The sequence below is a fragment of the Pseudomonas sp. GW823-FHT01D03 genome, from assembly GCF_058798255.1.
The window spans coordinates 1,912,746-1,939,194 of sequence record NZ_JBXAKK010000001.1; the positions used below are offsets into that span (position 1 = coordinate 1,912,746).

Annotated in this window: 22 protein-coding genes and 4 tRNA genes; 18 read left to right on the forward strand and 8 right to left on the reverse strand. The window is 59.3% G+C overall.

Annotated features, from left to right (window positions below):
* Positions 1-143 precede the first annotated feature (143 nt).
* Positions 144-686, reverse strand: coding sequence for a TetR/AcrR family transcriptional regulator (locus AC1RBR_RS08535; RefSeq protein ID WP_492563837.1), 543 nt, complete (start codon positions 684-686; stop codon positions 144-146).
* A gap of 91 nt (positions 687-777) precedes the next feature.
* Between AC1RBR_RS08535 and AC1RBR_RS08540 the strand changes: the two genes are divergently transcribed.
* From AC1RBR_RS08540 to AC1RBR_RS08555, 4 genes are all read left to right on the forward strand, one after another.
* Positions 778-1,965: an MFS transporter gene (locus tag AC1RBR_RS08540; protein WP_492563839.1), complete on the forward strand. Its 1,188-nt coding sequence runs from the start codon at positions 778-780 to the stop codon at positions 1,963-1,965.
* Between the two features lie 51 nt (positions 1,966-2,016).
* Complete coding sequence (locus AC1RBR_RS08545; RefSeq protein WP_253148960.1) at positions 2,017-2,328, forward strand: cupin domain-containing protein; 312 nt, start codon at positions 2,017-2,019, stop codon at positions 2,326-2,328.
* Positions 2,329-2,433: 105 nt separating this feature from the next.
* Positions 2,434-3,585, forward strand: coding sequence for a TDT family transporter (locus AC1RBR_RS08550; protein ID WP_492563840.1), 1,152 nt, complete (start codon positions 2,434-2,436; stop codon positions 3,583-3,585).
* A 97-nt stretch (positions 3,586-3,682) separates the two neighbouring features.
* Positions 3,683-5,557, forward strand: coding sequence for an MFS transporter (locus AC1RBR_RS08555; RefSeq protein WP_492563842.1), 1,875 nt, complete (start codon positions 3,683-3,685; stop codon positions 5,555-5,557).
* 99 nt (positions 5,558-5,656) lie between these two features.
* Here the strand turns inward: AC1RBR_RS08555 and sugE are convergent, their stop codons facing one another.
* The 3 genes from sugE to rdgC all read right to left on the reverse strand — a co-directional run bounded on the left by sugE (position 5,657) and on the right by rdgC (position 8,125).
* Positions 5,657-5,971 carry a quaternary ammonium compound efflux SMR transporter SugE gene (gene sugE / locus AC1RBR_RS08560; RefSeq protein WP_003223093.1) on the reverse strand — a complete coding sequence of 105 codons (315 nt, stop codon included), beginning with the start codon at positions 5,969-5,971 and terminating at the stop codon, positions 5,657-5,659.
* Between the two features lie 119 nt (positions 5,972-6,090).
* Positions 6,091-7,056 carry a bile acid:sodium symporter family protein gene (locus AC1RBR_RS08565; RefSeq protein WP_492563844.1) on the reverse strand — a complete coding sequence of 322 codons (966 nt, stop codon included), beginning with the start codon at positions 7,054-7,056 and terminating at the stop codon, positions 6,091-6,093.
* Between the two features lie 148 nt (positions 7,057-7,204).
* A complete protein-coding gene (gene rdgC / locus AC1RBR_RS08570) occupies positions 7,205-8,125 on the reverse strand; it encodes a recombination-associated protein RdgC (RefSeq protein WP_003223096.1) in 921 nt (306 codons plus the stop codon).
* Between the two features lie 159 nt (positions 8,126-8,284).
* Here rdgC and AC1RBR_RS08575 point away from each other — a divergent pair.
* From AC1RBR_RS08575 to AC1RBR_RS08590, 4 genes are all read left to right on the forward strand, one after another.
* Positions 8,285-8,360: transfer RNA gene (locus AC1RBR_RS08575), tRNA-Val, on the forward strand.
* Positions 8,361-8,379: 19 nt separating this feature from the next.
* Positions 8,380-8,456 (forward strand) — tRNA-Asp (locus AC1RBR_RS08580).
* Between the two features lie 198 nt (positions 8,457-8,654).
* Positions 8,655-8,730, forward strand: a tRNA-Val gene (locus AC1RBR_RS08585).
* 19 nt (positions 8,731-8,749) lie between these two features.
* Positions 8,750-8,826: transfer RNA gene (locus tag AC1RBR_RS08590), tRNA-Asp, on the forward strand.
* 218 nt (positions 8,827-9,044) lie between these two features.
* Here AC1RBR_RS08590 and AC1RBR_RS08595 read toward each other — a convergent pair.
* Positions 9,045-10,211: a catalase family protein gene (locus tag AC1RBR_RS08595; protein WP_492563846.1), complete on the reverse strand. Its 1,167-nt coding sequence runs from the start codon at positions 10,209-10,211 to the stop codon at positions 9,045-9,047.
* The gene (locus AC1RBR_RS08600) at positions 10,208-12,016 is read right to left on the reverse strand and encodes a di-heme-cytochrome C peroxidase (protein WP_492563847.1); all 1,809 of its coding nucleotides are present in this window, start codon (positions 12,014-12,016) and stop codon (positions 10,208-10,210) included. Before AC1RBR_RS08600 ends, AC1RBR_RS08595 begins: the two co-directional genes overlap by 4 nt.
* A gap of 270 nt (positions 12,017-12,286) precedes the next feature.
* Here AC1RBR_RS08600 and bamJ point away from each other — a divergent pair, with 270 nt between their 5' ends.
* The 9 genes from bamJ (at position 12,287) to AC1RBR_RS08645 (ending at position 21,142) form a co-directional block, all read left to right on the forward strand.
* Positions 12,287-13,003 carry a BamJ family beta-barrel-assembly machinery protein gene (gene bamJ, locus AC1RBR_RS08605; protein WP_007950433.1) on the forward strand — a complete coding sequence of 239 codons (717 nt, stop codon included), beginning with the start codon at positions 12,287-12,289 and terminating at the stop codon, positions 13,001-13,003.
* Positions 13,004-13,297: 294 nt separating this feature from the next.
* Positions 13,298-13,753 (forward strand): YkvA family protein, encoded by a 456-nt coding sequence (locus AC1RBR_RS08610; RefSeq protein WP_095139456.1) that lies wholly within the window; start codon positions 13,298-13,300, stop codon positions 13,751-13,753.
* A gap of 112 nt (positions 13,754-13,865) precedes the next feature.
* Positions 13,866-14,207, forward strand: a complete 342-nt coding sequence (locus AC1RBR_RS08615) for a helix-turn-helix domain-containing protein (RefSeq protein ID WP_027613366.1) — start codon at positions 13,866-13,868, stop codon at positions 14,205-14,207.
* Entirely contained in the window at positions 14,204-14,575 is a 372-nt protein-coding gene (locus AC1RBR_RS08620; protein ID WP_003223109.1) for a hypothetical protein, read from the forward strand. The genes AC1RBR_RS08615 and AC1RBR_RS08620 overlap by 4 nt, the downstream gene beginning before the upstream one ends.
* Positions 14,576-14,974 carry an SEL1-like repeat protein gene (locus tag AC1RBR_RS08625; RefSeq protein ID WP_098967903.1) on the forward strand — a complete coding sequence of 133 codons (399 nt, stop codon included), beginning with the start codon at positions 14,576-14,578 and terminating at the stop codon, positions 14,972-14,974.
* Between the two features lie 246 nt (positions 14,975-15,220).
* Positions 15,221-19,978, forward strand: a complete 4,758-nt coding sequence (locus AC1RBR_RS08630) for an RHS repeat-associated core domain-containing protein (RefSeq protein ID WP_492563850.1) — start codon at positions 15,221-15,223, stop codon at positions 19,976-19,978.
* Between the two features lie 4 nt (positions 19,979-19,982).
* Positions 19,983-20,393 carry a hypothetical protein gene (locus tag AC1RBR_RS08635; protein ID WP_492563852.1) on the forward strand — a complete coding sequence of 137 codons (411 nt, stop codon included), beginning with the start codon at positions 19,983-19,985 and terminating at the stop codon, positions 20,391-20,393.
* A 162-nt stretch (positions 20,394-20,555) separates the two neighbouring features.
* A complete protein-coding gene (locus AC1RBR_RS08640) occupies positions 20,556-20,726 on the forward strand; it encodes a hypothetical protein (RefSeq protein ID WP_492563853.1) in 171 nt (56 codons plus the stop codon).
* A complete protein-coding gene (locus tag AC1RBR_RS08645) occupies positions 20,726-21,142 on the forward strand; it encodes a hypothetical protein (RefSeq protein WP_492563855.1) in 417 nt (138 codons plus the stop codon). The genes AC1RBR_RS08640 and AC1RBR_RS08645 overlap by 1 nt, the downstream gene beginning before the upstream one ends.
* Positions 21,143-21,229: 87 nt before the next feature.
* On the opposite strand, the gene AC1RBR_RS08650 is transcribed toward AC1RBR_RS08645, so the two are convergent.
* A complete protein-coding gene (locus AC1RBR_RS08650) occupies positions 21,230-23,020 on the reverse strand; it encodes a bifunctional diguanylate cyclase/phosphodiesterase (protein ID WP_492563856.1) in 1,791 nt (596 codons plus the stop codon).
* 134 nt (positions 23,021-23,154) lie between these two features.
* Positions 23,155-25,239 (reverse strand): carboxy terminal-processing peptidase, encoded by a 2,085-nt coding sequence (locus tag AC1RBR_RS08655; RefSeq protein ID WP_166495534.1) that lies wholly within the window; start codon positions 25,237-25,239, stop codon positions 23,155-23,157.
* A 138-nt stretch (positions 25,240-25,377) separates the two neighbouring features.
* Between AC1RBR_RS08655 and AC1RBR_RS08660 the strand changes: the two genes are divergently transcribed.
* On the forward strand, positions 25,378-26,340 hold the full coding sequence (locus tag AC1RBR_RS08660) for a zinc-binding dehydrogenase (protein WP_492563858.1): 963 nt from the start codon (positions 25,378-25,380) through the stop codon (positions 26,338-26,340).
* Positions 26,341-26,449: the final 109 nt, after the last annotated feature.

A 26,449-nucleotide genomic window follows, 5' to 3' on the forward strand; every position in this document is an offset into this window, starting at 1 on the left:
CGACCAAGGTCGTGGCGTGGCGGGGTGTCGCAGGTTTGAAACCGGGTGGTTTTATGGTGACTCATCAGGCCCCATCGCGAGCAGGCTCACTCCTACAGGTGGAACGCATTCCAATTGTAGGAGTGAGCCTGCTCGCGATGGCGTCACTCCTGTTGCAGTGCGATATCAATCAACCGATGCAGCTCATCCACCTCCAGCGCCGCCGCCGAAAACAGAATCCGGAACACCACCGGCGCCACCACCAGGTTGATCAGATGATCAACGCTCGGCGCCGTTTCATCCGGGTAGCGGTCAATGATGATCTGCAACTGCGCGCCAAGGATCGTCACGCAATATCCCGGCGTGGCACTGGCCTGCACATCGCGCATCATATTGCGCCCCGGCTCCGAACTCATTTCGTCCAGATATTGCTCGGCCCAGGCGCGAATATCACCGCGCAGGTCACCGGTCACCGCCGGTTCGCTGTCCGGGCGCATGCGGGCGAGGGCGACGTCTGCGAGCAGCGCCGCCAGATCACCCCAGCGTCGATAGATGGTCGACGGCGTAACCCCGGCCCGCGCCGCAATTTGCGGGACGGTCACGGTGCTGCGCTCCTGTTCTTGCAGAAGTGCGCGGACTGCCGAATGAATCGACTCTTGCACCCGGGCACTGCGGCCACCGGGGCGTAAACCTTCTTTAATAGCCATGCGTCAGACCTTAACACAAAGAATTTGCTTTAAGCCAAAGCCGAGAGCACACTCCGCAAAAGCAAAAAATTAGCTTTTGCGGAGTGTGCCCATGACCAGCCTTGCTTCCAACCGTGGCAGCCTGATTTTTCTGGCGATCACCTTACTCAGTTTTCTCGCCGCTTCTACAGCGCCGACGCCGTTGTATCACCTGTATCAGGATCAATTGCACTTCTCGGCAGCGGTGCTGACCCTGATTTTCGGCGTGTATGCGCTGAGTCTGCTGGCGGCGCTGCTGACGGTCGGCTCGCTGTCCGATCATTTGGGACGCAAACCGGTGATTTTCACGGCAGTACTGCTCAATGCACTGGCGATGTTGCTGTTTATCGGCGCCGACAGTGTTGCCTGGCTGATCAGCGCCCGCGTGCTGCAAGGTTTCGCCACCGGCATGGCCACCGCCGTTTTGAGCGCGACGCTGCTCGACACCGATCGCCAGCAAGGGCCGTTGATCAATAGCGTCGCTCCGTTGCTCGGCATGGCGCTGGGCAGCATGGGCTGCGGCTTGCTGGCCGAGTTCGCCCCGGCACCGTTGCAACTGACTTACTGGCTGCTGCTGGCGCTGTTTGTGTTGCAGGCGGTGTATGTCTGGCGTCTGCCGGAAAGCGTCACCCCGCAAGCCGGGGCCTGGGCTTCGCTGCGGCCGACCCTGCATGTGCCGGTTCAGGCGCGTTCGACCTTGTGGCGTGTGCTGCCGCTGAACACCGCGACCTGGGCCCTCGGCGGCTTTTTTGCCTCACTGGCGCCGTCGCTGGTGCGCACCGCCACCGGCTCGACTTCGAACCTGATCGGCGGCGCGACCGTCTCGGCGTTGACCGTGACCGGAGCGCTGATGATCTTCACTTTGCGCAATCGTCCCGCCGGCAAAGCCCTGCAAATCGGCGCCAGCCTGCTGCCTGTCGGCGTGCTGCTGATTTTGCTTGGCGTGCACAGTGCCAGTCTGGCGCTGTTTTTCCTCGGCACACTGGTCGCCGGTTGCGGCTTTGGCTCGGGTTTCCTCGGCGCGGTGCGCAGCCTGGTGCCGCTAGCCCTGCCGCATGAGCGGGCCGGTTTGATGTCGGCGTATTACGCGCTGAGTTATCTGGCGTTCTGCTTGCCGGCGTTGCTGGCTGGGCATTTGACCCGCACCTACGGCTTGCTTTCGACCACCGACGGCTACGGCGCCGGATTGATCGTCCTGGCCGTCGCCGCGCTGTTGCTCAGCCTGCGCCCGCAAACGGTCAAAGCTTGCAGCGCTCCATAAACGCCTTGGTTTCAGTTACCTTTGGCCGGCCTTCTTTTCACGGATCGACCGATGAAGATTATCCGCAGCAAATCATTCACCGCCGAGCGTGCCTGGGGCGCGCTGGACATCGCCAACATGAACGGCATCACCACGCGCCTGCACTGGACTGATCAGCCGTACAAATGGCACGTCAACGATGGTGAAGAAGTGTTCGTGGTGCTCGATGGTCAGGTGCAGATGCGCTATCGCGAACAGGGTGAAGAAAAGCAGGTGCTGCTTGAGGTTGGCGATATCTTCTACGCCTCGGTCGGCACCGAGCACGTGGCGCATCCGCAGGGCACGGCGCGGATTCTGGTGATCGAGAGCGAAGGCAGCGTTTGACTGCTTATCTGTAAAATAGATAACAGATAGAGAAATTACCCGTTATATAGATATTCGATTCGGTTCTACCATGGGCTCAACCTCACCAGAGGACAGGAGTTCATGATGACTTGCCCCAACTTAGCCAAACCCGGCATCAAGCCGTTCAGCCAGCTTCAGCATCCGCGTGAAGTAATTCGTCAATTCACCCCGAACTGGTTCGCCGCGACCATGGGCACCGGAGTGCTGGCTCTGGCGCTGGCGCAACTGCCGGTGGCAATCCCCGGGTTGCACGCCGTGGCCGAAGGTTTGTGGCTGTTCAACATTCTGTTGTTCGCCCTGTTTACCTTCGCTTATGCCGCGCGCTGGATTCTATTCTTCGATGAAGCGCGGCGGATCTTCGGTCACTCCACCGTATCGATGTTCTTCGGCACCATTCCCATGGGCCTGGCGACCATCATCAACGGCTTTCTGCTGTTCGGTCTGCCACGCTGGGGCGAGGGGGTGATTCATCTTGCCGAAGTACTGTGGTGGCTCGACGTGGCGATGTCGCTGGCCTGCGGTGTGTTGATCCCTTACATGATGTTTACCCGCCAGGAACACAGCATCGACCAGATGACGGCGGTCTGGCTGTTGCCGGTGGTGGCGGCGGAAGTGGCGGCGGCCAGCGGCGGCTTGCTCGCGCCGCATCTGGCCGATGCCCACGCGCAACTGGTGGTGCTGACCACCAGCTACGTGCTCTGGGCATTTTCCCTGCCGGTGGCGTTCAGCATTCTGACTATCCTGTTGCTGCGCATGGCCCTGCATAAACTGCCTCACGAAAACATGGCCGCTTCGAGCTGGCTGGCCCTCGGTCCGATCGGTACCGGTGCGTTGGGTATGTTGCTGCTGGGCGCTGATGCACCGGCGATCTTCGCCGCCAACGGCCTGCCGGGCATCGGTGAAATCGCTGCGGGGCTGGGGCTGGTCGCCGGTATCACGCTGTGGGGCTTCGGCTTGTGGTGGATGTTGATGGCGCTGCTGATCACCGCGCGTTACCTGCGTGACGGCATCCCGTTCAACCTCGGCTGGTGGGGTTTTACCTTCCCGCTGGGCGTGTATTCGCTGGCGACCCTCAAGCTCGCCAGCACGCTGAACCTCGGTTTTTTCAGCGTGGTCGGCTGCATGCTGGTGAGCCTGCTGGCGATGATGTGGCTGATCGTCGGTAAACGCACCGTGCAAGGCGCGTGGCGCGGGGAGTTGTTTGTCTCACCTTGTATTGCAGGGTTGAAGAAATAACCTGAAAAGTTTAGGTAAGGTGTGGCCTGGATCGCCGATCGAGATTCCAATAAGCAGATCCAGGCCATTCTCTACCGACCTCAGGGAAACACGGAAGATGAGTCACCCCTCACAGTTCAACCTGCTTCGCACCCGGCGCTTCCTGCCGTTTTTCATCACGCAGTCGCTGGGCGCGTTCAACGATAACGTGTTCAAGCAGTCGCTGATCCTCGCCATTCTGTATCGGCTGACCATCGAAGGTGATCGCTCGATCTGGGTCAACCTGTGTGCGCTGCTGTTTATCCTGCCGTTCTTTCTGTTCTCGGCGCTCGCCGGGCAGTTCGGGGAAAAATTCGCCAAGGACGCACTGATCCGTCTGATCAAACTCGCGGAAATCGCGATCATGGCCGTAGGATCGATCGGCTTTCTGTTCGATCACCTGTCGCTGATGCTGGTGGCGCTGTTTGCCATGGGCACGCATTCGGCGCTGTTCGGGCCGGTGAAGTATTCGATCCTGCCGCAAGCGTTGCGTGAGGATGAACTGGTCGGCGGCAATGGGCTGGTTGAGATGGGTACGTTTCTGGCGATCCTTGCCGGGACCATCGGCGCCGGGATCATCATGTCCTCGACGCATTACGCGCCACTGGTGTCGATCGCGATTATCGGCATTGCGGTGCTCGGTTATCTCGCCAGTCGCAGCATTCCGCGCGCTGCCGCCGCATCGCCGGAAATGCGCCTGAACTGGAATATTTTCAGCCAGTCCTGGGCCACGCTGAAGCTCGGGCTGGGCCAGACGCCTGCGGTGTCGCGCTCGATTGTCGGCAATTCGTGGTTCTGGTTTGTCGGGGCGATTTATCTGACGCAGATCCCGGCCTACGCGAAGGAATGGATGCACGGCGACGAGACCGTGGTGACGCTGATTCTCACGGTGTTCTCGGTAGGGATTGCGCTGGGTTCGATGCTGTGCGAGAAGCTCTCCGGGCGCAAGGTCGAGATCGGTCTGGTGCCGTTCGGTTCGTTCGGTCTGACTGTGTTTGGCCTGCTGCTGTGGTGGCATTCCGGCGGAATCCCAGAGAGCGTCACCGGCCACAGCTGGATCGAAGTGCTGGGCTTTGCGCATACCTGGGCGGTGCTGGTCGACATTCTCGGCCTCGGCATTTTTGGCGGTTTCTATATCGTGCCGCTGTACGCGCTGATCCAGTCGCGCACCGCCGAAAACGAGCGGGCGCGGGTGATTGCCGCCAACAACATTCTCAACGCCCTGTTTATGGTGGTCTCGGCGATCGTTTCGATCGTGTTGCTGAGTGTGGTCAAACTGTCGATTCCGCAGTTGTTCCTGGTGGTGTCGCTGCTGAACATCGGCGTCAACGCCTACATCTTCAAGATCGTCCCCGAGTTCAGCATGCGTTTCATGATCTGGCTGCTCAGCCATTCCATGTACCGCGTCGAGCACCGCAACCTCGAGGCGATCCCGGACGAGGGCGCGGCGCTGCTGGTGTGCAACCACGTGTCGTTCGTCGATGCGCTGCTGATTGGCGGTGCGGTGCGTCGGCCGATTCGCTTTGTCATGTACTACAAAATCTACAACCTGCCGGTGCTGAACTTTATCTTCCGCACGGCGGGAACAATTCCGATTGCCGGACGCAACGAAGACATCCAGATCTACGAAAAGGCCTTCACCCGGATTGCCCAGTATCTGAAGGACGGTGAGCTGGTGTGCATCTTCCCCGAAGGCAAGTTGACCACCGATGGCGAGATCAACGAGTTCAAGGGCGGGCTGACGCGGATTCTCGAAGAAACCCCGGTGCCGGTGATTCCGCTGGCGTTGCAGGGGTTGTGGGGGAGTTTCTTCAGTCGCGATCCGAACAAGGGCTTGTTCAAACGGTTGTGGTCGCGGGTGACGTTGGTGGCGGGTTCGGCGGTCGAGGTTGAGGCGGCGCAGCCGGCCAAATTGCAGGGGATGGTGGGGGCGTTGCGCGGGGCAGTCAGATAGTCGCTGACTTCAAGGGACCCTTCGCGAGCAAGCCCGCTCCCACATTTGAAATGCATTCCAATGGGGGAGCGGGCTTGCTCGCGAAAAAGCGGTAGCGGCCTAAGCGCTGACCTTGAGCCCGATCAACCCGGTAATGATCAACGCCACACTAGCCAGCCGAATCAACGCCATCGACTCGCCAAACAGGATGATCCCGGCAATCACCGTGCCCACGGCACCGACCCCGGTCCAGATCGCATAAGCCGTACCCAGCGGCAATTCCTTCATTGCCAGACCCAGCAGGCCAAGGCTGATGGCCATGGCCGCAACGGTCAGGACGGTGGGGAGCGGGCGGGTGAAGCCGTCGGTGTATTTCAGGCCGACGGCCCAGCCGACTTCGAACAGGCCGGCGAAAAACAGAATGATCCAGGACATGAGAGACCTCCATCGATTGACGGGGCCGTCCCCGGATTGATAACTCGATCGAGCCGCAGGGTCGTCCCCGCGTAGCGCAACAGTCTGCCGAGCATCAATCCGGGGATCAAGTTTCCCGCTCAGTCTGCCGGCTGCTGTGCCAGCGTTTCACGGTCTTGTTTCTCGCTCATGCGCCGGAACCAGGTCGAGAGCAGCGCTCCGGAAATATTGTGCCAGACACTGAACAGCGCGCTCGGCACTGCCGCCAGCGGCGAGAAATGTGCACTGGCCAGCGCGGCGCCCAACCCCGAGTTCTGCATGCCGACTTCCAGCGCCAGCGACTTGCGCTGCGCCAACGGCAACTTGAACAGGCGTCCGGTGAAGTAGCCCAGCAAATACCCGAAGCTGTTGTGCAGCATCACCACGGCCATGATCAGCAGGCCGGATTCGGCGATCTTCGTCTGACTGGCGGCCACCACGGCGGTGACGATGATCACGATGCTGACCACCGACACCAGTGGCAACACGTCCACCGCGTGGCGCACCTTGTCGCCGAGCAAGCGTTGCGCGACCACGCCGAGCACGATCGGCAGCAGCACCACTTGCAGAATCGACCAGAACAATTCCATGAACGACACCGGCAACCACGCCGAAGCCAGCAGCCAGATCAGCGCCGGGGTCAGCAGCGGGGCGAGGAGGGTGGTGACGGCGGCAATCGCCACCGACAGCGCCAGATCACCGCGGGCCAGCCAGGTCATGACGTTGGAAGAGGTGCCGCTTGGGCAGCAGCCGACCAGAATCACCCCGACCGCGATTTCCGGTGGCAGATGGAAGATCTGGCAGAGCAACCACGCCACACCGGGCATGATCACGAAATGTGCGACCACGCCCAACGCCACACGCCACGGATGGCGGGCGACGGCAGCGAAGTCATCGAGTTTGAGGGTCAGGCCCATGCCGAACATCACCAGCCCCAGCAGCGGCACGATCGCGCCCTTGAGGCCGAGGAACCACGCCGGTTGCAGAAACGCGATCACGGCGAAAATCAGAACCCAGTAAGCGAAGGTATTGCCGACAAAGCGGCTCAGTGCAGCCAGTGTGCGCATGGCCTGTTCCTTATTATTAAATGAGCACCACAAAACAACTGTAGGAGTGAGCCTGCTCGCGATAGCGGTTGTTCAGTCAACATTTGCGTTGAATGTCAGTTCCTCATCGCGAGCAGGCTCACTCCTACATTTTGTACATCACAGGTATTTAGATCCCCTGCGGCGTCTCTTCACCGCCCAACGCTTCCACCAGTGCCGGCAGGAAGTCGCCGAAGGTCAGCATCATCAGGGTGAAGCTGGCGTCCAGTTGGCCCAGGGCCTCGTCGCCACCGTCCTGTTCCGCCTGATCCTGCAGCAGGTCTTCGAACTTCAGGCGTTTGACGGTCATCTTGTCGTCGAGCATGAACGACAGCTTGTCCTGCCAGGCCAGCGACAATTGGGTGACCACTTTGCCGGTGCTCAGGTGCAACTGGATTTCTTCGCTGGTCAGGTCCTGACGCTTGCAACGCACAATGCCGCCGTCTTCGTGGGTGTCGCGCAACTCGCACTCGTCCAGCACGAAGAAGTCCGGGGCGGCTTGCTGGGTGGTGACCCACTCGGTCATCACCGCGGTCGGTGCGGTTTTCACGGTCAGCGGACGCACGGGCAGGGTGCCGAGCACTTCACGCATTGTGGAAAGCAGGTCTTCGGCACGTTTCGGGCTGGCCGAGTTGACCAGGATCAGGCCCTGTTTCGGCGCGATCGCGGCGAAGGTCGACGAACGACGGATAAAGGCGCGCGGCAGGAACGCCTGGATGATTTCATCCTTGATCTGATCGCGTTCCTTCTTATAGACCTTGCGCATCTGCTCGGCTTCGATCTCTTCGACCTTTTCCTTGACCGCGTCGCGCACGACGCTGCCCGGCAGAATGCGTTCTTCTTTACGCGCAGCGATCAGCAGGAAGTCACCGCTGACGTGCACCAGTGGCGCATCTTCGCCTTTGCCGAACGGCGCGACGAAACCGTAGGTGGTCAACTCCTGGCTTGCACATGGACGCGCCAGTTTGGTGGCCAGTGCAGTTTCCAGCGCCTCGGCATCGACAGGCAGGTCTTGGGTCAGGCGATAGATAAGCAGGTTTTTGAACCACATGGGGTGAGTCTCTCCTTTATACAAAGGGGGGCATTATTGTCTTCGCCGGGTCATAGGCCAACCCTTCTCTAAGCCTTTGGAAGGCCTGAGAAAATTAATTAAAAAAGTGCTTGCCAGAGGTTGGGTCGCTCCGTAGAATGCGCGCCACACCGAAGCGAAGGGTGATTAGCTCAGCTGGGAGAGCGTCTGCCTTACAAGCAGAATGTCGGCGGTTCGATCCCGTCATCACCCACCATTCGTTTCAAGTGTTTAGCGCAGCGGTAGTTCAGTCGGTTAGAATACCGGCCTGTCACGCCGGGGGTCGCGGGTTCGAGTCCCGTCCGCTGCGCCATATTCGGTAACCTGGACCACTGAACGCCAGGTCACTACGGAAAAACCCGCTAAAGCGGGTTTTTTTCTGCCTCACGTTTGTACCTTGTTCCATCGGGGTTGTGTCGTTTCACTGGTTTTCGGATTTTTTTGAAAAAACTTCAATTAAATCAACACATTACGAAAACTTGTGGCATAATGTGCCCCGTAACGAAGCGAAGGGTGATTAGCTCAGCTGGGAGAGCGTCTGCCTTACAAGCAGAATGTCGGCGGTTCGATCCCGTCATCACCCACCATTCGTTTCAAGCGTTTCGCGCAGCGGTAGTTCAGTCGGTTAGAATACCGGCCTGTCACGCCGGGGGTCGCGGGTTCGAGTCCCGTCCGCTGCGCCATATTAGGTAACCTGGACCCACTGAACGCCAGGTCACCACAGAAAGCCCGCCAAGTGCGGGCTTTTTGCTGTCTGCGATTTGATAATTTCTGCAATGCCTCTGTGGTGAGGGGATTTATCCCCGATGGCCTGCGCAGCAGGCCCAAAGTCTTTAAGCTGGGGCTGCTTCGCATCCCATCGGGGATAAATCCCGTCACCACAAATCATCTTCTCGTCTTCTCACTGTTCAGCATTGCGGCTATGCCGATAATCGCTCACCGCCTCATACACCGCTTTGCGCAAGCGGTTGATCCCGCCAATTGGCCGATGCGCCTCGATACCAAACCACGGGTTGAACGACAGGTTGTCACACGCCAGATTCAATGCCGGTGTGTCGAAGTCCTGCGCAGGCAGGGTAGTCCGCGCCACGGTTTCGAACGGTGAATCCTGCTCGCGCCATTCGATGCTGGTGTCCTCAATCGGCATGTACTTGTTCGCATCCTGACGCTGAATCTGCAGCACAAAACACGCCGGTACTCGATCCGTCGATAGTTGCTGGTTCAAGGCGCTGCGTAGGAAATTCGGCAGGTCGTGGTTTTGCGGGGGCAGGGCATATGCCGGGCAATTGTCCGGATCCGGCGCAACGCGAAACTTTGCATTGGCCTCACCGAACTTGTAGGGCGATACCGAAAAGTACGTAGTCCCGGTCGGGCTGTCCGGCGCTGGCGACAGGGTCGCCAAGGCGATGAACAGGTGGCGGATTTGCCAGGTGCGCGGATCCCAGCCAGGAAAGAACGCCATGATCTTTTTGCCATCAGCCTGAGCCGCCACATTCTGACGATACTCGGCGACATCGCTGACAAAGAAATTCGGGTGGCTGAACATCACGAAGTCTTGCTCGTGGCGCTGCTGACGGTCGCCGAGCAATGGTTTGCCGGGCACATCGAGCAGTTTGATCGCCATGCCCCGAGCGTCGCGGATGCTGTCGAACTGCGGGTAGGCGTTGCCATTGGACAGGCGAATCATCGCCTGCCAGGTTTTGCCCGGTTCGCTGAACACCCCTTGGCGCAGCGCTGGTGCCAGTTCCGGCAACACCGTCACTTCGGCTTTCACGCAACCATGGGCCTTGGCATGCGCGTCACGCAGATAGCGCGTGCCTTCGCGGTGCTGATCGACGATGCGTACGGCGGTCTGGATCACGTCCTGGGTCATCGCCGCTTCACCGGCGGGAATCTGTTCCTGCGCCGACACCGGACCACGCTGCTGCCAGGCGAACCACGCGCTGGCGATGGCCCAGCCCAGCAGGCCGACAATCAGCAATGCCAGCAGGGCTTTGCCCAGCAGGCGCCCCAGCCATAACCAGACGCGGGCGAACATCGACGGTCTTTTGTACGGGTTGATCATCATGGCAATTGCGCCTCCAACGGTCCGCCCAGTACTTTCAGGTATTCCAGCAAGGCCCAGCGCTCCTCTGGTTGCAGCAGTCGGCCGATGACCCCACTGCCGCGCTCGCCGGCGCGGAATTCGTGACCGCTGTTGTGGTTGCCGCTAATCCGTGTGTCGAACAGAAAGCCATTAGTAAAGGCTTCGGTGCGATACCCCAGATGGCGCGGGTCGTATTCGAACGAACCTTTATAGAACGTCGTGGCGCGCTCATCCTGCGGTGACAGCAGTTGATAAATACTCGGTACCGAACCGTTGTGCAGAAACGGCGCGGTGGCCCAGATGCCGGCCAGCGGCCTGGCCTTGTACGCGACCTTTTCGCGCACGCCGATCGGCAGGCCGAAACCGTCGAGTTGTGGCTTTTCCTGCGGGGTGACGCCAGCCTCGCGATAGGCGCGGTTCTCGACGAACGCGGTGACGTAGGCCAGGCCCTTGGCGACCGATAACTGGCTCAGATTCAGTGGTTCGGTGGGCGTCGGATGCAACTTCACATCCATCTGCTCCAACTCCTTCAGGTCCCATTGCAGCGGCGACAGGTCGAAACGGTGGGTGGCAATGTTGGTCGCGGCATTCGGATCGGTGCCGATCACCTCCACCGGCAGCATGTGCAAATGCTGCACCCAGCGCTCGCCCTCCTGAGTCTTGCGCGGCACGTGGCAACCGGCGCAGTTCTCGGCAAACAGCGCGCGGCCCTTGGCGGCCAGCGGTTTGTCGATGGCGCCCAGGACATCCTCCGGCCAGGCCGGAGGTTGCAGGCGTTGCAGGGTTTCTTCGATTTTATGCAGATCGCGCACGCGCACACTTGAGGCATAACGCGCATCGCCCTGCAGTGGCTGGCCGTTGCTGTCGAAGAAATTCAGCGTGGCGCCGACCCCCAGTGCCTCACCGATATTGCGCGCCATCGGTTGCTGCGCCGAGCCGTTCCACTGCACCCAGTCGAACGTCCACATGTCCCACAGTTGCGGGTAGTCCACCGGTGCGTTGGCCACGCGGTAGTTCGCGGGGGAGATCGCGTCGCCGAAGGTGGCGTTGGCGATGCGGCCGAACGCATCGGTGCGCCCCGGGCCTTCTTCGGTCGGGTAGAGGCCGCGATGTGTGTCGTTCCATGCGACTTTGAGGAAGGTGTTCAGCGATTGCTTGAAGTCTTTGCGCAGTTGCTCGTGGCGTTTCTCGTAGTCATCGCCCAGAACATTTCTGGCGAAGCGCTCGAATTTCCACGGGTTGTAGTAAGTCGAGGCCAGACTCGCGACCAATGCCTGTCCGAAACTGCCACCGCGTAATGTAGGAACACTGGAAGGCAAGACATGCTGCGCCGAACCGCCGTCAATTCGTACGGCCTGGCCGTTGAAGCGCAATTCGCCGGTGTGACAGGCGGCGCAGGTGATATCGAGATATTGCTCGGTGCCACCGGGATTCGCGTGGCGGGCAAAGCCGACCGGCAGATTGCCGGGGTTGTTCGACGTAGCTTTCTGCTGTGGATCAACCAGAAAACCGAAGCGTGCGAGGTATTCCGGGGACGCGAAACGCTGCTGCGAGAAGGGCAGTTCCAGCGCCTGGAACCATTCGTAGCGCAGGCCTTTGACCTGCGTGCCTTGCGGGGTGAAGTAGTAGGTCTGGCGTTCCTCCTCGCTCCACTGCTGCAGGTAATGCACCTGTTGGGCGGGGGTGTAGAAGGGCAATTTCGGATTGGCGACGTAGTACAGAACCACTGCCAGGGCGAGGCCCAGCAGCACAATGAACAGTGCCAGCACACGGTATAAGAGGCGCAAGATAAACATCCTTGTCGAGTTGTTGCCTTGTTATGCCTCAGCTATTGCTGGTGCGGCAAGTGGCCATTACGCCAACTGTCGTAGGAAGTCTCATCAGTCGTTGTCAGCTCCAGATGACAGAAGCTTCATCGTCCCTTGGCCCGAATGCGTTTTAATCCCTGAACTTATCAGACATTTCCTGCTCTCATGCCGGTAGCCATTGGTCGTGGCGGCCTGATAAGCTCGCGGCTTTACTCGATTGCCCTTTCGGCGCATGAACAAGGAAATAGCATGAAACAGCATCGGTTGGCGGCGGCGGTAGCCCTGGTTAGCCTGGTCCTCGCGGGTTGTGATTCGCAGACCAGCGTAGAGCTGAAAACCCCGGCGCAAAAAGCTTCCTACGGTATCGGCCTGAACATGGGCAAGAGCCTTGCTCAGGAAGGCATGGATGATCTGGACTCCAAAGCGGTAGCCCAGGGCATCGAAGATGCCGTTGGCAAGAAAGAACAGAAGCTGAAAGACGAAGAACTGGTTGAAGCCTTCGCCGCGCTGCAAAAGCGTGCTGAAGAGCGTATGGCCAAGATGAGCGAAGAGTCGGCAGCCGCCGGCAAGAAATTCCTCGAAGAAAACGGCAAGAAGGCCGGCGTGACCACGACTGCTTCCGGTCTGCAGTACGAAGTGGTCAAGAAAGCCGACGGCCCACAGCCTAAGCCTACCGACGTCGTGACTGTTCACTACACCGGCAAGCTGACTAACGGCACCGTGTTCGATAGCTCCGTTGAACGCGGCAGCCCGATCGATCTGCCGGTCAGCGGTGTGATTCCGGGTTGGGTTGAAGGTCTGCAACTGATGCACGTTGGCGAGAAGTACAAACTGTACATCCCTAGCGATCTGGCTTACGGCGCGCAATCGCCTAGCCCGGCAATCCCGGCCAACTCGGTTCTGGTCTTCGACCTGGAACTGCTGGCCATCAAGGATCCAGCCAAAGAAGACGCCGCCGCCAAGTAATCGGCTGTAGCTTCGACGACAACGCCTCGCTTATGCGGGGCGTTGTTGCATCTGGACGATGCTGGCGGTAAACAGAGCGAACGGATGGCGCTTACAGCAGTCCTAGAGATTGAGGCCGCCAGCGCTAGACGCCCTGAGCCGCCAAGTCAATGAAATATTGGGGTTTTTTATGTGAGTAAAAAACGCCCGATCTGAGCGCGGCCCTTATAAAACGGGGCTTGCAGCGCTGAAATGCAGCTCTGTTCACAAGGTTATCCACAATTTGTGTGGATAACATTTCAACGGGAGAAATAGATGAAAGCGCCGTGGAATTTCGCCCGATTTCTGCCCCTCGCCGGTCGATTGCTGGCGCGTGGCCGTCTGCCGACTCTGTTGTTCGCGGTGGCGAGCAAAGGTGCCGCACAGGGTAATCGTCTTGGCAAACTCAAGGATGATCTGCGTTTGCTCCAGGCGCTGTGTCTGGCTTACTGGCGTGGCGAATACCGGGCGATCAGCCCGAAAGCCATCGTTTCGGTGGTGGCGGGCCTGATGTATTTCCTCAGCCCGGTGGATGCGATTCCGGATTTCATCCCGATGTTCGGTATGCTCGATGACATCGCTGTGCTGGCCTGGCTGATGAAAACCCTCGACGACGAACTCGCTGCGTTCCGCCTCTGGCGCAACCGCCAGCAGCCGGAAAAACTCGCAGTGGTCGAGCGCCTGCCTGATACCCCCGAGCAACTTCAGCTTCAGGGCCCGAAAAAGCCCTGATTCACTTCGCCTGCAGACAGATAGATACCCCCCGCGACCTTGGCCGCTGTTAGGATTACACTTCTAGGGAAAAGTGCCGACTCGCTAAGTGTTGTTGTCCTACGGGGTAGTCATGGATATTCAGATAATTGCACGCGATGGCGAACCCGAATATGCGGTTCTGCCATGGGTTCAGTATCAGGCTCTACTGAAAGCAGCAGGCATCAACGAAACACCGCAGCAGCAGGCGCCAGCGCCGGCCGCCGCAACGCCAGACCCGATTCTTCCAGGTCTGGATCAACTACGCAGTTTGCGCGAAGGGAAGGGCATCGCCATTGAGGCGCTTGCCCGCACGGTAGGCATCAGCCCGTCTTATCTGGCCATGATCGAAAGCGGCGAGCGTCAACCTGACGCCGCGATTCGTCGCAGCCTGGCCTGGGAACTGACGGTGCCGGGTTGGAGGGATGAATCGTGAGCGTACGCATCAGTCGTCAACATTGGGACGGACTGCTGGGGGAGCTGGATCAGGCGCGCAGGCAGCGCCATCTGTTGACCTATCGAGCCTTGCTCGAACGTTTGCAACTGCCGACGCCGGCGATGCAGACGCTGACCGCGGCACTTGAGCATCTGGCCGCACTCGACGCCAAGGCCGAACAGCCATTGCGCAGTTCGCTGGTAATCAGTCAGGGGGCCAGCCGCTTGCCACGTACCGGCTTCTTTGAATGTGTCGAGCGTCTTGGACGCTTTTCCGGGCCGTCCGATGGCGTTGCGGCTGCCTCCTGGCATGCGTCGGAAGTGGTCAGGGTTTTCGAATACGAGTACCCGGAATCGGCGGAGGCCTGAGTGTTCTTACGACTCAAGGCGTCGGCCAGTTACTGGTTGGCCCGTAGGCTGTTTCACTGGTCGTGGTTTGTTCGCCAGCCTAGAGGCTGGCGCTGGCTCGAGGGGCAGTTTGCGCGCATGGCCAATCTTGGCGATGTCGGCGCGCAAAGCTTTTATGGGCACATTCTGACGTTTCGCGGGGTTGGCCTGGGTGCCCGCGAAGAGGGTGTGCGGCTGTTGCGTCTGGCGGCGCTCGCCGGCGATGGCAAAGCGGCCTATCAGGTCGGCGTGATCAGCTTGGCCGGTACTCCGAGCAAAGCGCCGGACCCGGCAGAAGCGGCGCGCTGGTGGACGCTGGCCGCCAAGGCCGGTCACCCGTTGGCCGAGCTCAAGCTCAAAGAGTTGAGCGCTCGGGATTAAACCCGGTAAATCATTTTGTATCGCTCGATAAACGTGGCGTGAGGGAAACCTCACGCCACGTTTGCGTTTATCGCTATACGTTTTGTAGTAATTGGTCTTTTGCAGATTAGTCCTACAGTAAACGCCTACTCGCCTGACTTCTTTCCTGATTGATCCCCCGCAAAGTCCCCGCGCCTAATTTTTGCGCGAGGGAACGCTCATGTTTGACCCGGTTTTTCATTCCACCCCGCATCGTTGCGTGCGCTGATGGAAGCCGTCAGCCGTATCGAGCAGGAACTCGACAGCTTTCCCGACACCCTCAGCCTCTATCGCCAGCAACTTGAACACTGGCTCAGCGGAGCGGCCGACCAGGTCAGCCACGCGGCGGATCTGCCGTCGCTGATGGGCATGGAGCGGGTCATCCGCTTTGGTGAGCGCGTCACCGCGGTCAGCACGGGCGACAGTGAGTTTGCCTCCGGAGTCGTGCAGTGCCCGAAAAACGGGGTGCTGGCGATCGAGAGCAAATTCGAGTCGGTGTACGACATTCCGCTGGGCGACATCGTGGTGGATGTGGTCGCGGTGGATGATGGCCAAACCTCCCCCGTCGCACTTGATGCGCAAGGCCGGGGAACATTCAGCGGTACGCCAGGCAAGTTCTATCGCGTGCAGGTGCACAGCGACGTTACCCCGGAGCAGATCAAGGCGCTGTTCCAGTCCTACGACGGCTTGACCGGCGAGCTGGATGGCTGGCTGCGCAGCGAGTGGCAGGGGTTCAAGCCGCAGTGGTCGCAGTCGGTGGCGACGGCGGCGGGCAACGGCATGCTCGCCGGGAGCTGGGCGGCGATCGAGGGGGTGTGGGACAGCCTCGGCATGCTGTCGGAGATTCTGCAGGATCCAGGGGCGTTTGCCGATCGCCTTGGAAGCGGCGCGGCCGATCTGATCCGCCTCGCAGAATCAGCTCCGGATGTCATGCAAAAGCTGCAGTTGCTGGTCAGCGATGAGGCGGCGCTGTGTTTGCTGCTGCGCAGTGCGAGTCTCTGGCTGGAGATGCTGCCGCCCAGTCAGATCGCCGGTAAAACCGCTGAAACGGCGTCGATGATGATCGTGCAGGTGCTGATCGATGTGCTGATCGGCGTTGTGTTGACATTCGTCGGGGCTGGCGCAGGAATCGCTTATCTGACGCTACGCCTGGCGGATCGCGCCGCCCAGTTGCTCTCGGTTGTGAAACGCCTGGTCAAGGCGATGTTCGGCATCATCAACACGTTCATTCATTACGTTGACCAGTACAAAAGTGTCGCCGCGCGGGGCATTGCCGCCGGAGTGAAAAAGGGCCGCATGCAACTGCGCTGGGATGCGAAACGCAATGCCGCCCTGAAGAAAAACGAGCATCACGACGACGCTCCCGATCAAGCGCAAAACCCCAACGGCGACAGCGCCGACTGCGCGCCGCTGACCTGCACCAACGGCTGCCCGGTGTCGATGGTCACCGGCGAAGAGTTGCTGACCCTGACCGACGGCACGCTCGATGGCTTGCTGCCGTTCGAGTTCACCCGGTTGTACCGCACCAGCGCGGTGGAAATCGATGTCGGGCTGGGGTTTGGCTGGAGTCATTCGCTGGCGCATCGGCTGGAGTTTGATGGCGATGCGGTGGTCTGGGTCGATCACGAGAACCGTCGCACACGGTTTCCGTTGCCCAGCGTTGAACGCCCGGCGATTCACAACAGCCTGTCGCGGGCGGCGATTTTTCTCGGGGATGAGCCGGAGGAACTGATCCTCGCGCTGGCGGGAGATGTGGCGCGGTTTTATCACTTTCGTGCCGGGCGGTTGGTGGCGGTCAGTGATGCGTATGGCAATCGGCTGACGGTGCATCGCGATTTTTCCGAGCGTGTGCAGCGCCTGGATAACGGGACCGGGCGGTCGCTGTTGTTGCGTTACGACCGGGCGCATCTGGTCGCGGTTGATTACCAGGTGCTTGAGACTGATGGCTGGCGCACCGAGCAAACGCTGGTCAGCTTTTGCTACGACGCCCGTCAGCGTTTGTTGGCTGCGACCAACGCGGTCGGTGACAGCGAGCGTTACGACTACGACGATCAGCACGTCATCCTGCAGCGGCAACTGACCGGCGGCGCGAGTTTCTTCTGGGAGTGGGAGCGCTCGGGCAAGTCGGCGCGTTGCGTGCGCCATTGGGCGTCGTTCGCGCAGATGGACACGCGTTACGTCTGGGCCGATGACGGCAGCGTCGCGGTGCACTATGTCGATGGCAGCGAAGAAACCTACGTCCACGACGACAGCGCGCGGCTGGTGCGCAAGGTCGAGGCCGATGGCGGTGAGCACCTCAAGGCTTATGACGATCAGGGCCGGCTGATCGCCGAGCAGGATCCGCTGGGCGCGGTCACCGAATACCGTTACGACGACGTCGGACGGCTGATCGCGCTGCTTCCGCCGGACGATGAGCCAACGTCCTACGAGTACCGCAACGGTTTCCTGCACAGCCGTTCTCGCGGCGAGGCGGTGTGGACCTTTCGGCGCAACGCCGAGGGCGATGTCACCGAGGCGGTCGATCCTGACGGGCTGGTCACCTATTACTACTACGACACCCGTGGGCAGTTGCTGTCGATCCGTCATCCGGACACCAGCCGGCACATTTTTGTCTGGAACGACCTTGGCCAACTGATCGAGGAAACCCTGCCTGACGGTGGTGTGCGGCGTTTTTCCTACGATGCGCTGGGGCGGCGGACGACCACTTGCGACGAACACGGCGCGATCACCCAACAACAGTGGGACGCCGTTGGCCGACTAATTCAGACGACCTTTCCTACGGGCGCCACCCGCGCCTACAGCTACGGCGCCTACGGCCAGGTCACCGCCGAGCGCGACGAACTCGGGCACATCACCCGCTACGAGTATGACGACGACCTGCACCTGGTCTCGCGCAAGATCAATCCCGACGGCACGCGGGTGCAGTACCGCTACGACCATGCGCAGTTGTTGCTCACGGAAATCGAGAACGAATCCGGGGAAAAGTACCGACTGGACTACACGCCCACCGGATTGATCCGACAGGAAACCGGCTTCGACGGCCGACGCACCGCTTACGCCTACGACCGCAACGGGCACCTGCTGGAAAAGACCGAGTTCGGCGATGATGGCTCGACGCTGGTCACCACTTACGCGCGTGATGCGGCCGGACGTCTGCTGCTGAAAACCCTGCCCGACGGGATTGAGGTGGCTTACACCTACGACCGCCTGGGCCGTTTGACCGGGGTCGATGATGGCCAGAAACATCCACTGGCCTTCGAATACGACCTGCAGGATCGGCTGATCACCGAGCATCAGGGCTGGGGCACCTTGCGTTATGCGTATGACGCCTGCGGCCAGCTCAAGCGCCAGCGTTTGCCGGACAACAGCAAGCTCGATTACCACTACGCCAAGGGCGGCGCGCTGACCGCCATCGACCTTAATGGCACGCGGCTGAGCAGCCACGTCTATCAATCGGGTCGCGAACAACAACGCCAACAAGGCCTGCTGCTCAGCGACTATGCCTACGACGAGCAGGGCCGTTTACTCGCCCACGCTGTAGGTCATCAGCACGAATCGCTGTACCGCCGCGATTACGCCTACAGCGCCAACGGCAACCTCGAGCACATTGCCGACAGCCGTCAAGGCCAGCGCACCTACGGTTACGACGCCCTCGACCGCTTGATCCGCGTGCGCCACTCACGCGACGAACTCCCCGAATCCTTCGCCCACGACCCGGCCGGCAACCTGCTGATGCAGGATCGTCCCGGCCCGACCCGGATCAAGGGCAACCGCCTGCTGATGCAGGGCGACCGGCACTACGACTACGACGCCTTCGGCAACCTGATCCGCGAACGCCGTGGCCGCGACCAGCAACTCGTCACCGAATACCGCTACGACTGCCAGCACCGCCTGATCAGCCTGACCCGCCCCGACGGTCAAACCGCGACCTATCAATACGACGCCTTCGGCCGGCGCGTCCGCAAAACCTTCGACGGCATCAGCACCGAGTTCTTCTGGCAAGGCGACCATCTCGTCGCCGAAAGCAGCCCGAGCCACCACCGCAGCTACGTCTACGAACCCGGCACCTTCCGCCCGCTGGCCCTGCTCGACGGCAAAGGCCCGAAACGCGCCTGCCCCTTTTATTACCAACTCGACCACCTCGGTACCCCGCAGGAACTCACCGATTACAGCGGCGAAATCGTCTGGTCAGCGCAGTACGACGCCTACGGCAAAGTCGCGGCGATCACCCTCGCCGGCGAGGACTACCTGGATCAGCCGCTGCGCTTTCAGGGGCAGTATTTCGATGCGGAAAGCGGGCTGCATTACAACCGGCATCGGTATTACGACCCGAGGTTGGGCAGGTATCTGACGCCGGATCCGGTGAAGCTCGCAGGTGGGCTGAATCAGTACCAGTACACGCCGAATCCGACGGGGTGGGTGGATCCGTTGGGATTGAACTCCAATTGTCCGCCGCCGAATAAGCCAGGTTGTGAGGTGCCGGGTGGGATTGGCGGGGCTAAGGTTGATGAGGGAGAGCCTGAGCTTCCGAAGCCGAAATTAAGCGCAAGAGAGGCCGCGAAGAAAGAGGTTGAGAGGTTAAATGACAGTCAGGGGATGCATATGGTTGGTAAGCATGGCCCTGAGCTGCCAGATGAAAAATTTAAACAAAGGGCTATTGATGGAACGGACCCTATTACTGGTCAACCAAGAAGAGGTCGAAATGCTGGTGAAGGTAATCCAAGTTCCAGATTTTACAGTTGGGAAATCATGCTTGAAGCCTATGTCCTCGCAACCACCAGGGTTGAACGCGGATTTCCTCGGTACACCGGACAGGATCGGCAGGGCGCAAACGTTGTAAAGATGAGGCTTCCGGACGCAGGGGAAGGTTATAAGCCAAATAGAAGGGACAAAGAAAACCCTCGATTAATTACCAATATGGGAGGGTTCGAAATGAAGTTCGATCCCATTACAAACGTACCATTTACTCTTTATCCGACGGAGTGATTCTATGTACATTGATCCTGAAACGTCGATGCCTTATCTGCCGACTCCCGCATATTTTTTGTGTTGTTTTGATGTTTATGATCGCGAAGAAATATTGGGGGTGGAACTTGAAAAATATGATCCGAACATTGCCGTAGATAGGGAGGCGCTTATTTTAAAGTATTGCATGCCTATGAAGCGATCTTATCGGCAAAAATTCTTGCTTGTAGAGTGTCTGAAGTGCGCATTGCATGATGAGAGGTACGTTTTTAGCACTTTGTTCCAATATGATCCTGAGGCTTATTGTTCATTTCCGGATGGTTGGGATGAAATGGTCGATCCAAGAGCTTTTTTTGAAGATATATATCAAATAGCTATAGTTGAGTGGGAGGGGGAATTGAAGAAGGCTGGTTTGGAAGACCAAGCTACTTGGTAAATGCGTTTAGATTATTATGACGTTGGTGAGGAGTGATAATAGAAGATGTTTAGAGGTGTTTATAGTTCGCGGTTTTTAACTCATCGAGCGCAGCTGAATGCTTTGAACGAAGCGATGACGAGAGAAGTGAGGAAGATGTCGCGATTCACGGGAGAAGACAGCATGGGTAATTTGGTTGTGAGAATGGCAGCCGAAAATGTGGGGGAAGGGTACGAACCTAACCCATCAGATCCATCAGAACCCCGCTATATTCAAAAGATGAATGGTTTCGAAATGAAATTTGACTTTGAAACATTGCAGCCCTTCGCTCTATATCCGGTGGAGCAAGTTTAATGTTGATGCATCCCTATCTTGACGTACCATATAGTCCTAAATTGAAGCACTTTCTTGGTGGGTTTGATATATACGATCGCGAAGAGACGCTGGGCGCAGAGTTGGCGGAGTACGATCCTGAGTGTCCTTCAGATAGAGCAGAATTGATTTATAAATTTATTGTGAAAAGATTTTCGGGTTTGACTTATCGGCACAAGTTTGTCTTGTTTTTTATATTGGGTGAGGCTCTGGATGGCGAAACGAGTAAGCTCTCTGAGGTTTTTAAACATGATCCTTTTTCTCATTCATTGCTTCCACTTGGCTGGAATGAAATAAAAGATCCCAGGAGTTTTTTTGAGCATGTGTACTCTATCCTCTCCGAAGTTTGGATTGATGAGTTGTATCTCGCCAGTCAGGAAGACTGCTCCACGTGGTAGCCGGCATTAGAAGCGGAATCTTGAGTGATGCTACTGACCCCTTCGCGAGCAAGCCCGCTCCCACAGGGATTTTCGTCGTATGGGGAGTCAGCGTTGGCCAATCAGTTGCGGCAGTTGAAGGTCGGCAGCACTGAGGCTATCAATCACATGCACGCTATACCCCGGAACATTCTTCGCATGATGTTTCGCCTGCGAAGCCATCTCCGCCAGTTGACTCGCATCCAGTTCTGCGCAGGCCTCGGGTTGCAGGTAGACTACGCCGATCGATAACGATAGAAGTGGAAACTCCTGCCGCACACCCTGGCGATTCGGCGCGATGAAGCAGCCGGCCTCAAGATGCTCAGGGCGATAGAAGCGGCGGCATTGGCTCTGGAAGTCGTCGAGCAGTTGGTTGAGGCGTTTGCGCCAGTCTTCCGGGCCGAGCACCAGCAGGAAGTCGTCGCCGCCGATGTGGCCGACGAAGTCGCGGGACGGGTCGACGCGTTCGTTCAGACATTGCGCGAGGCACAGCAGGACTTCGTCGCCACGGCCGTAGCCGTAGATGTCGTTGAAGGGTTTGAAGCTGTCGATGTCGACGTAGCAGATGATTGATTCGCGGCCCTGTTGCAGCAGGCGGGTCAGGCATTGCTGGATCGGCACGTTGCCGGGCAGCAAGGTCAACGGGTTGGCGTAGCGCGCCTGCTGGATTTTCAGTTCGGTGATCAGTTTGAGCACGTCGATCACCCGGCCCAGGCCGAGATAACCGCCGTTGAGGGTGATGATGAAATCTTCTTCGATGCGCTGCCGCGCGCGGCTGGTGATCAGGCGGCTGACCTGTTGCAGCGACTGGCTCATTTCTACGGCGAGGAAGTCGTCGTTCATCAGGCGGCTGATCGGTTTGCGTGCGAACAGGTCGGTGGCGAACGGTTTGAGCAGTGCGTCGGACAACGAATGGCGATGGACGATGCCGCACGGCTGGCCCTGTTCGTCGAGCACTGCCAGTGAATTCAGATTGGCCTGGCGGCGGAAGGCTTCCAGCACCGTGGCGGTCGGTGTGTCGCGATGCACCGCCGGTTGGTCGTTGAGCAGGGCGCTGAGGTCGCTGCCTTCGTCGTTCAATGCCACGGCGCTGCTGTCGTGTTTCGGCATCAAGGCCCGGGCGTCGCGGGGTGGATGTTCCTGTGGACGACCGAGCAAGTAACCCTGCACCAGATCGACGCCCATCTCGGTCAACACTGCCAGTTCTTCCGGCAACTCGATCCCCTCGGCAATCACCTGCGCCCGCGAAGCCTTGGCGATCTGCAGGATCGAGCCGACAAACTCGCGTTTCAACGCATCCTGATGAATGCCGTCGATGAAGTGGCGGTCGATCTTCACGTAGTCCGGGCGTAGCTCCGACCACAGGCGCAAGCTTGAATAACCGGCACCCAGGTCATCCAGTGCGATGGAAAAGCCCATCGCCCGATAGTGATGCAGCGCGGTTTGCAGCAACTGGAAATCGTCGATCGGCGTCTGTTCGGTGAGTTCGATCACCACCTGGCTCGGCGGAATGCCGAAGTCCTGCAACAGTTGCAGAGTGCGCCCCGGTTGGTGCGCGGCTTCGAGCAGGGATTCCGGAGAGACGTTGAGGAACAGCTTGCCCGGCAGTTGCTGTTCGTTGAAACGACGGCAGGCGGACTGGCGGCAGGCAATTTCCAGTTCGCTCAGGCGGCCGGCCTGACGCGCCACGGCGAACAGCGCGATAGGCGAGTGCAGAGGGCTGTTGGACGGGCCGCGGGTGAGGGCTTCGTAACCGAGAATGCGACGCTCGGAGAGACAGATGATCGGCTGGAACAGACTGTGCAAACCGCTTTGAGTCAGGATCGAGCTCAAGGCACTCAGCTGTTCGGTCGTGGTCATGGCAATCTCTGGCGATAAAAAAAGGACTGGGAGCGCTCCCGATGAAGAGAGTCGCTCCCAGTCCTTTATTTCACGACAGAATGATGACTGTTTGATGACGCTCCGGAGAGCGTCAGCACTAAATTGCCATCATCTTACTTCTTGGCCACCTGATTGCTCAGCTTCAGGTAATCCAGCAGCACGCGCCCGGTTTCGCTCAGGTAGGCGTCGTCTTCTGGTTTGACCTTGTCCGGCTCAGCCGCAGCCAGCGCGTCTTCATCTTCTTTCTTCAGCTCTTTGAGCGGCTCTTCGCCTTTGGCTTTGCGACGGATGTTTTCCATCGCCAGTTGCTTGGCGTCGATGTCCGTGTGCTGGGCACGGCGGTCGGCTTCGTTGAGGCTGACGGTTTTTTCTTCCATCAGCTTCTGCGCCAGGGCCAGCTTGTCGCGGATGAACACGAACTCGGCGTCCTTGGCGGTACGAGCGTCATGCTCGGACTTGAGCTGCGCCAGGTACGGCTTGAACGGATCGGAAGCCGGCTTGATCGCTGCCTTGATGGTGTCCCACGGCATGGCTTCCGGCAGGGCGCTTTCGCCGATTTCCTTGGTGTCGATGATCGACGGGTAGTCGATGTCCGGCAACACGCCCTGATGCTGGGTGCTCTGCCCGGAAACCCGGTAGAACTTGGCCAGGGTCAGTTTCAGTTCGCCATGGTTCAGCGGCTGAATGGTCTGCACGGTGCCTTTGCCGAAGGTCTGGCCACCGATGATCAGTGCGCGATGGTAGTCCTGCATGGCGCCGGCGAAGATCTCCGATGCCGAGGCGGACAGGCGGTTGACCAGCAGTGCCATCGGGCCTTTGTAGAACGCGCCCGGATTTTCATCTTCCAGCACATCGACGCGGCCATCGGCGTTACGCACGAGGACGGTCGGGCCCTTGTCGATGAACAGGCTGGTCAGCTCGGTGGCCTCCTGCAGAGAACCGCCGCCGTTGTTGCGCAGGTCGATGACCACGCCGTCGACTTTCTCTTTCTGCAGCTCGGTCAGCAGCTTCTTGACGTCGCGAGTGGTGCTCTTGTAGTCCGGATCACCGGCACGGAACGCCTTGAAGTCGAGGTAGAACGCCGGGATCTCGATGACACCGAGCTTGTAGTCCTTGCCGTCCTGTTTGAGGTTCAGCACGGATTTTTTCACCGCCTGGTCTTCAAGCTTCACTGCTTCGCGAGTGATCGGCACGATCTTGCTGGTCTGGTCGTTCGGCGCATTGCTGGCCGGAATCACTTCCAGGCGCACCACGGTGCCTTTCGGGCCGCGAATCAGCTTGACCACTTCGTCCAGGCGCCAGCCCACCACGTCGACCATCTCTTTGTTGCCTTGGGCAACGCCGATGATCTTGTCGGCCGGTGCGACCTGCTTGGTCTTGTCGGCCGGGCCTGCCGGCACCAGACGCACGACTTTCACCTGATCGTTGTCGCTCTGCAACACGGCGCCGATGCCCTCCAGGGACAGGCTCATGTTGATGTCGAAGTTCTCCGCGTTATCCGGAGACAGATAGTTGGTGTGCGGGTCGTAGGACATGGCGAAGGTGTTGATGTACGCCTGGAAGATATCTTCCGCGCGGGTCTGATCCAGACGCGCCAACTGGTTTTTGTAGCGCTTGGTCAGGGTTTCCTGAATCTGCTTGGAGTCCTTGCCGGCGATCTTCTGCCGCAGCACTTCGTCCTTGACGCGTTTGCGCCACAGGTCGTCGAGTTCAGCGGTGGATTTGAGCCAAGGGGCGTCCTTGCGATCGATCAGCAAGGTCTCCTTGGTGGTGAAGTCCATCTTGTCGACGCCCTTGTTCAGCTCTGCAATGGCGAAGTCCAGGCGCGCCTTGACGCGATCCAGATAGCGCTTGTAGATGGTGAACCCGGCGTTGAGGTCGCCGCTTTTGAGGAAGTCGTCGAACTGGGTCTTCCACTTGTCGAATTCAGCGATGTCGCTGGCCATGAAATAGCTGCGCGACGGGTCCAGCAGCTTGATGTAGCTGTCGTAGATGATCACCGAGCGCGCATCGTCGAGCGGCGGCTTGCTGTAGTGGTGACGCTTGAGCAACTCGACGACGTTGAGGCTGGCGATCACTTCGTCGCGATCAGGCTGCAACTTGTCCCAGCTGTTGGCTGCGAATGTAGTGCCCGACACCGGCAACAAACCGATACCGATGAAAAGAGCGAGGGCGGTGCTGGGGAGCAGATGCTTCATGCTGATTCGACGCGGGGACAATTGATAACGCATATTAGGCCGTCTTTGAAGTCGCCGGTTCTACGAGAGCCGGTCGCATAATGCAAAAAGCCCGGCGCTACAGCTTCGGGCTCAGTCCAGACTCACTATGGAGGCACTGTGAAGGCATTGCAAGGCGTTGAAGGTCAAGTGGCATGGGTTGAAGAGCCGAGCCCGGCGTGTGATGTAGGACAAGTGCGCATTCGTGTGGCGGCCGCCGGCCTCAATCGCGCCGATTTATTACAGAAAGCCGGGCTTTATCCACCGCCGCCCGGCGCCAGTCAGGTGCTCGGTCTGGAGTGTTCCGGGGTGATCAGCGAAGTCGGCGCCGGCTCGTCCTGGCAGGTCGGCGATCGGGTCTGCGCCTTGCTGGCCGGGGGCGGGATGGCTGAAGAGGTGGTGGTCGACGGACGGCACGTGCTGCCGGTGCCCGAGGGCGTTTCGTTGATCGAAGCCGCGGCATTACCTGAGGTTTATGCAACGGTCTGGCTCAACGTGTTTCAACTGGCGGCGCTGAAACCGGGCGAGAAAGTTTTGCTGCACGCCGGTGCGAGTGGAATTGGTTCAGCCGCCATTCAGCTGTGCAAGGCGTTCGGCAACCCATGTTGGGTCAGCGTCGGTTCGGCCGAACGTCTGGCCTACTGCGAAGCGCTCGGCGCCCAAGGCGGCGCGGTGCGCAGCGATGATCTGGAGAGCCTGCGCGACTTCGGGCCGTTTGACGTGATCCTCGATCCGGTTGGCGGTAACTATGCAGCGCTGAACCTCAAGCTGACCGCGCTCGACGGGCGTTGGGTCTTGATCGGCCTGATGGGCGGGCGTGAGGCGAAACTGGATCTGGCACAGGTTCTGGCCAAGCGCGTGCAATTGCTTGGTTCGACGTTGCGCAGTCGTGATGATCAGTTCAAGGCGGATCTGTTGAGTGATCTGGGGCAACAGGTTTGGCCGCTGTTTGCCGAAGGGCGGTTGAGTCCGCAACTGGCGAAAGCCTTCCCGGTGAAAGACGCCGAAGCGGCGTTTGCCGAGCTGGCGAGTAATACGGTGTCGGGGAAAGTGGTGCTGGTGATTGACGACAGCCTCACCTGACACCCAAAACCCCTGTGGGAGCTGGCTTGCTCGCGAAAGCGGTGAATCAGACACGAATTTATCGACTGACACTCCGCCTTCGCGAGCAAGCCCGCTCCCACAGTTGGAT